The 6,147-nt window shown below is 71.5% G+C and carries 7 protein-coding genes; 3 read left to right on the top strand and 4 right to left on the bottom strand.

The genetic code is table 11. The annotated features are described in order from the left end of the window. The 3 genes from LQV45_RS15715 to prmC form a co-directional block, all read right to left on the bottom strand. Positions 1-1,101: MraY family glycosyltransferase (locus LQV45_RS15715; RefSeq protein WP_230007840.1), on the bottom strand; the 1,101-nt coding region annotated here is incomplete at its 3' end. After that, the gene (locus LQV45_RS15710) at positions 1,098-1,838 is read right to left on the bottom strand and encodes an L-threonylcarbamoyladenylate synthase (protein WP_230007839.1); all 741 of its coding nucleotides are present in this window, start codon (positions 1,836-1,838) and stop codon (positions 1,098-1,100) included. The genes LQV45_RS15710 and LQV45_RS15715, both read right to left, overlap by 4 nt. 39 nt (positions 1,839-1,877) lie before the next feature. After that, a complete protein-coding gene (prmC, locus tag LQV45_RS15705) occupies positions 1,878-2,762 on the bottom strand; it encodes a peptide chain release factor N(5)-glutamine methyltransferase (RefSeq protein ID WP_230007838.1) in 885 nt (294 codons plus the stop codon). Between the two features lie 99 nt (positions 2,763-2,861). Between prmC and cysK the strand changes: the two genes are divergently transcribed. Together cysK and epsC are read left to right on the top strand one after the other, a co-directional pair. Then, the gene (cysK, locus tag LQV45_RS15700; RefSeq protein ID WP_230007837.1) at positions 2,862-3,800 is read left to right on the top strand and encodes a cysteine synthase A; all 939 of its coding nucleotides are present in this window, start codon (positions 2,862-2,864) and stop codon (positions 3,798-3,800) included. A 1-nt stretch (position 3,801) separates the two neighbouring features. Next, positions 3,802-4,371, top strand: coding sequence for a serine O-acetyltransferase EpsC (gene epsC / locus LQV45_RS15695; RefSeq protein ID WP_230007836.1), 570 nt, complete (start codon positions 3,802-3,804; stop codon positions 4,369-4,371). Positions 4,372-4,377: 6 nt separating this feature from the next. On the opposite strand, the gene LQV45_RS15690 is transcribed toward epsC, so the two are convergent. After that, the gene (locus tag LQV45_RS15690) at positions 4,378-4,785 is read right to left on the bottom strand and encodes a phage holin family protein (protein WP_230007835.1); all 408 of its coding nucleotides are present in this window, start codon (positions 4,783-4,785) and stop codon (positions 4,378-4,380) included. Between the two features lie 39 nt (positions 4,786-4,824). Between LQV45_RS15690 and LQV45_RS15685 the strand changes: the two genes are divergently transcribed. Further along, positions 4,825-6,147 (top strand): amidase (locus tag LQV45_RS15685; protein ID WP_230007834.1); only part of this gene is annotated, 1,323 nt, incomplete at its 3' end.

The following is a 6,147-nucleotide window of genomic DNA, read 5'->3' as shown; positions in this document are numbered from 1 at the left end:
GGTCAGAACGAGGCACGCCGCGACACCGACGACGCCGAAGGCGATGCCGATCAGGTAGTCGCCGGGCCAGCTCTGCTGCGTGCCGATGTACATCAGCAGGAACGCCAGGCTCACCACCGCCGTCCAGGCGTAGAAGATGAGGACGGCGTCGCGGTCGCTGTGCCCCATGTCGAGCATGCGATGGTGCAGGTGCTTGCGGTCGGGCGAGAACGGCGAACGCCCCGCCCACTGCCGCCGGGCCACGGCGAGGCCGAAGTCCAGCAGCGGCAGGAGCACGATCACCACCGGCAGCAGGATCGGGATGAACGCGCCGAGGAGCTGCGAGCGACCGATCTTCTCGGGATCGAGGACCGCGGGATCGAGCTGACCGGTGATGGCGATCGCCGAACTGGCCATGAGCAGGCCGAGCATGAGGGCACCGGCATCCCCCATGAACAGCTTCGCGGGCGTCCAGTTCATGGGCAGGAAGCCCAGGCACGCGCCCACCAGCACGGCGGCGATGAACGACGCGAGGTTGAAGTACGTGCTCGCCCCCGTGTCGCGGACCAGGAGGTACGAGTAGGCGAAGAAGACGCCGTTGGCGATGAGGCACACCCCGGCGACCAGGCCGTTCAGCCCGTCGATGAAGTTGACGGCGTTCATGACGACCACGAGCGCGAACACCGTCAGCAGGAAGCTCACCCACCCCGAGCCGACCGTGAGAGCGCCGATCGGGAGCGACAGGATCTGCAGCTGCGCGAACCACGCGATGATGCCGGCGGCGACGAACTGTGCGCCGAGCTTGATCATCCAGTCCAGATCCCACAGATCGTCGGCGACACCCACCAGCACGATGAGGAGCACCGCGCCCAGCAACGACAGCACCGGGACGGGGTCGGTCCAGAAGATCGAGAAGTACGGGTTGCGGCTCGACAACGCGAATGCGGCGACGACGCCCAGGAACATCGCGACCCCGCCCAGGCGCGGCGTCGGCGTCTTGTGCACGTCGCGATCCCGGATGCCGGGATACAGCTTGAAACGCAGCGCGAGCTTCCACACCACCCACGACAGCGCGAGAGTCACCGCGGCCGTGAACAGGATGGTGAGGAGATACTGGGTCACGGCCCGGGGGCCTCGGCATCCGGGGCGGTGCTCGCCGTCGGCGACGGGGCGCCCGAGGGGGCGTCCGACTCGGGGTCGGGCTCGAGCAGGTCGCCGAGCACCTCGCGAAGTCGTGCGCGCGACACGGTGCCCTCGCGGAGCACTCGCACCCGCGGCTCGGCACCGCCGATCAAGGTCGTGGCGTCCACGATCGTGGAGGCGAAGCCCCACTCGCTGGCGCCGGCGTCGAGATACACCGCGACGCTGTCACCCAACATGTCGCGGGCTTCGTCGATGCTCACCGCGGCGGGCATGCCGGTGCGGTTGGCACTGGACACCGCCAGGGGGCCGGTCTCTTCGAGCAGTTCGAGCGTGAGGTTCTGCGCCGGCATGCGGACGGCGACGGTGCCGTGGGTGTCGCCGAGATCCCACGACAGCGACGGCTGGGCGGGCAGCACGATCGTCAGACCGCCCGGCCAGAAGGTGTGCACGAGGTCGTCGACGGCGGGCGGGATCTCGGCCGCCAGGGCGCGCAACGTGCCCACACCGGGCACGAGCACCGGCGGCGGCTGCTGACGACCGCGTCCTTTCGCCTCGAGCAGACCCGCGACGGCGCGCGCGTTGAACGCGTCCGCGGCGATTCCGTAGACGGTGTCGGTGGGGAGCACGACGAGTTCGCCTCGACTGATCGCCTGGCGCGCGTGGCGCATCCCGGAGAGCAGTTGCGACTCGTCACGGCAGTCGTAGACGGGTGACATGTCGCGCGACAGTCTACCGACGCCGAGCGCGACGCGCGGTCAGGGACGGATCGCGGTCGTGGCGCGGTCGCGCGTGGTGAGATCGGGATGCGTCGCCGCCGCCCGCCATCCGTCGGCGGCGAGGATCTCGCGGATCGCGCTCCCCTGCCACTCCCCGTGCTCGATGACGATCGTGCCCCCGGGGTGCGCGAGGCGCAGACCGACGCGGCTGAGCACGCGCACGGCATCCAGCCCGTCCGGCCCGCCGTACAGCGCCGCCGGCGGGTCGAACAGCCGCACCTCGGGATCGCGCGGGATCGCGTCGTCCGGGACGTAGGGAGGGTTGGATGCCACGACCGAGACCGTGCCGTCCAGGTCGGGGAAGGCGTCGGCGAGATCGACGAAGGCGAGCGAGAGGTTGGCGGCCCCGATACGGGCGGCGTTCTCCTTCGCCCAGATGAAGGCCTCGACGGAGTTCTCGGCCGCGAAGACCCGCGCGTGCGGCACCTCGGTGGCCAGGGCCAGGGCGATCGCCCCGCTGCCGGTACCGAGGTCGACCGCGATCGGAGACGCGGATGCCGATGCGCCCAGGGCGTCGATCGCGAGCTGCGCCACCATCTCGGTCTCGGGACGCGGGACGAAGACGCCGGGACCCACCGCGAGTTCCATCGAGCGGAAGGGCGCGAGGCCCGTGAGGTGCTGGAGCGGCTCGCGCGCGCAGCGGCGGTCGACGAGGGGAGCCAGGGCGGCGCCGGCCTCTGCGGGGAGACGGTCGCCGCGGATCGCGGCGGCTTGCACTCCGCCGCGCGACGTGCCGAGCACGTGGGCGACGAGGAGCTCGGCGTCGACCTGCGGGTCGGGGATGCCGGCGGCGGCGAAGCGGGCGGCGGTGTCGCGGACGATGCCGGCGACGGCGGGCTGCGCGGTGGGAACGGTCTCGGGCATGACGGGAGTCGAGCCTAGTCGTGCAGCGTCACACACGGACCCCACCCACTCGCGCTCGCCTAGGATTGTCGCGATCCGACCGACGGCGAAAGGCGAGCCATGCCCGGCATCCACTCCGACATCACCTCCGCGTTCGGCGACACCCCCCTGGTGCGCCTGAATCGCGTGGCCGAGGGAGCCGGGGGCCAGATCCTGGCCAAGCTCGAGTTCTACAACCCGGCCTCGAGCGTGAAGGACCGTCTCGGTATCGCGATCGTCGACGCGGCCGAGGCCTCGGGCGAGCTGAAGCCCGGCGGCACCCTCGTGGAGTCCACGAGCGGTAACACCGGCATCGCTCTCGCGATGGTCGGCGCGGCGCGCGGGTACAAGGTCATCCTGACGATGCCCGCCTCAATGTCGAAGGAACGCCGCATCCTGCTCAAGGCGTTCGGCGCCGAGCTCGTGCTCACCGACCCCACCAAGGGCATGTCGCACGCGGTCGACGAGGCCAAGCGCATCGTCGCCGAGACGCCGGGCGCCGTCTGGGCTCGTCAGTTCGAGAACGAGGCCAACCCCGCGATCCACCGCAAGACCACGGCCGAGGAGATCCTGCGCGACACCGACGGCAAGGTCGACTACTTCGTCGCCGGCATCGGAACGGGCGGCACGATCACGGGTGTGGGCCAGGTGCTCAAGGAGCGCATCCCCGGCGTGAAGGTCGTCGCCGTCGAGCCGGCCGACTCCCCCATCCTCACCAAGGGCCACCCCGGTCCGCACAAGATCCAGGGCATCGGACCCAACTTCGTCCCCGCGATCCTCGACCGCGACATCATCGACGAGGTCATCGACGTCGAGTTCGACGACGCGATCCGCCTCGCCCGCGAGACCGCGGCCAAGGACGGCATCCTGGTCGGGATGTCCTCGGGCGCCGCGATCTGGGCGGCGCTCGAGATCGCCCGTCGCCCCGAGGCGGCCGGCAAGAACATCGTCGTGATCATCCCCTCGTACGGCGAGCGCTACCTCTCGACCGCTCTGTACGAGCACCTGCGCGAAGACTGACGTGGGGGTCTTCTCCCGCCTCCGCGAAGACGTCGCCGCCGCCAAACTCCGCGATCCCGCGGCGAGGGGCGGGATCGAGATCGCCCTGTTGTACCCGGGGCTGCACGCGGTGTGGTCGTATCGCGTGGCGAACCGCCTGTGGCTGCGCGGCCTGCGGTTCCCGGCGCGGGCGATCTCGCAGGTCTCGCGCTGGTTGACGGGCATCGAGATCCATCCCGGCGCGACCATCGGCCGCCGTTTCTTCATCGATCACGGCATGGGTGTCGTGATCGGCGAGACGGCCGAGGTCGGCGACGACGTGATGCTGTACCACGGGGTCACCCTCGGCGGCCGTCAGCGCGAGGGCGGCAAGCGCCACCCCACGCTGCACGACGGGGTCGCCGTCGGTGCCGGGGCGAAGATCCTGGGGCCCATCACGATCGGGGCACGCACCCTCGTCGGCGCGAATGCCGTGGTAACCCGCGACGCGCCCCCCGACAGCGTCCTCGTAGGCGTTCCCGCCAAACCCCGAGCGCGCGGGGCGAGCGAGGACACCCGCGCCCTCCTCACCGCCCCCGAGTACTGGATCTGATGAGGCTCAGCCCTTCGCGGGCACGGCGGCCTTCGACCGGCGGTCGATCAGCACCACCGTCAGCACCCACGTCACGATCGCCGAGACGATCCACACCACGAGCGGTGCGAGGAGCCAGGCCCCGGCGGTCGTGATCCGGATGCCCGCGGACGGCAGGAACGCCACGACGAGCAGCGACACGAACGTCGCGATGATGCCGATGCCGCCGAGCAGGAGCGGAGCGTGCTTCTCCGCGAGACCCGTCGCCACCGGCGTCGCGATGCTCTGGACGATCGCGAAGACCACGATCGCCACGAGGAACCCCCACCAGTCGAGCCACGAGATGCGGAACCCGTCGACGAGAAGGTCGGCGAGCACGAGACCCGCGGCGGCCGAGGCCAGGTAGACGAGCACGCGCAACAGCCGGATCTTCATGGTGCGAGGCTAGCGGAACGCCGGCCGTAGGCTCGATCCATGCCCGCCCTCCACGATCTGTCGCTCGTCGCCCAGGTCGAGAGCCTGCGACGGGGAGAGCTCTCTCCCACCGAACTGACCGGCCACTACCTCGATCGCATCCGCCGGTTCGCCGACCTGGGCGCCTTCGCCGAGGTCACGCGCAGCGCCGCTCTCGCGCGTGCGGCCGTGCTCGAGTCCGGCGCCTCCGGCGGCCCGCTGTGGGGTGTGCCGTCGGCCGAGAAGGACCTCGTCGCCCGCGCCGGCGTGGCCACCCGCTACGGCTCGCGCGCCCGCGCAGACCTCGTGCCCGTGGCATCCGACCCTCTCGCCGAGGCGATGGATGCCGCCGGCGCGGTGAGCCTCGGCAAGACGAGCACGTCGGAGTTCGGGCTGACCGGCTTCACCGAACCCCTCATCCACTCCCCCGCCCGCGACCCCTGGCGGACGTCGGCCGGTGCGGGCGGATCCAGCGGCGGTGCGGCGGTCGCCGTGGCGGCGGGGCTGCTTCCGGCCGCGATCGGATCGGACGGCGGCGGGTCGATCCGCATCCCGTCGGCGACGGTCGGGGTCGTGGGGCTGAAGCCGTCGCGGGGACGCCTGCCGATCGGTTCCGGCTTCGACTCGCCCGATGGTCTCGCGGTGAACGGGCCCATCGCCCGCACCGCCGCCGACGCGGCACTGCTGCTGGACGCGCTCGTGGGGCTGGCGCCGCTGTCGTACGCCACCGCGCCGCCCGGAGCAGGCCCGTTCCTCGCGGCCGCACGCCGCGAGCCCGGTCCGCTCCGCGTCGGCATCACCACCGTGTCGCCGTGGGACGACGACGAGGACATCGAGCTGGATGCGGACGCGCATACGGCGTTCGAAACGGCCGCGACGTGGCTCGCCGGCGCCGGGCACGGGGTGACGGATGCCGCATGGCATCCGGTCGGCTACGCGTCGCTGTTCCGCGTGCTGTGGCGCGCCAGCGCGGCGCGCATCCCCTTGAGCGACGAGGACATGACGCTCGTGGAGCCGCTCACCGCGTGGCTCGTCCGTGAGGGCCGGGCGCTGTCGGCCGTCGACCTGCTCGGCGGGCTGTCGGCGGCGCGCGCGTTCGAGCGACGGACGATCGCCGACTTCGCGGCGTTCGATGCCGTGCTCACGCCCGCGCTGGCGCAATCACCGCGGCCCGTCGGCTGGTACGCCGGCCACGACCCGGAACGCACGTTCGCGATGCAGGTCGAGTACGCGCCGTACTCGAGCTTCGTCAACGTCGCGGGGCTCCCCGCCCTCACCCTGCCGGTGACGACGGATGCCACGGGACACCCCGTCTCGGTGCAGCTCATCGGCCGACCGGGCGGC

The sequence above is a fragment of the Microbacterium sp. Bi128 genome (assembly GCF_918698205.1).
This window is presented reverse-complemented; position numbering and strand designations above follow the sequence as displayed.

Bases quoted from the DNA above. Each gene is read 5' to 3' on its own strand.
- LQV45_RS15710 (WP_230007839.1), bottom strand. From the start codon at position 1,838: ATGTCACCCGTCTACGACTGCCGTGACGAGTCGCAACTGCTCTCCGGG.
- prmC (WP_230007838.1), bottom strand. From the start codon at position 2,762: ATGCCCGAGACCGTTCCCACCGCGCAGCCCGCCGTCGCCGGCATCGTC.
- cysK (WP_230007837.1), top strand. From the start codon at position 2,862: ATGCCCGGCATCCACTCCGACATCACCTCCGCGTTCGGCGACACCCCC.
- LQV45_RS15690 (WP_230007835.1), bottom strand. From the start codon at position 4,785: ATGAAGATCCGGCTGTTGCGCGTGCTCGTCTACCTGGCCTCGGCCGCC.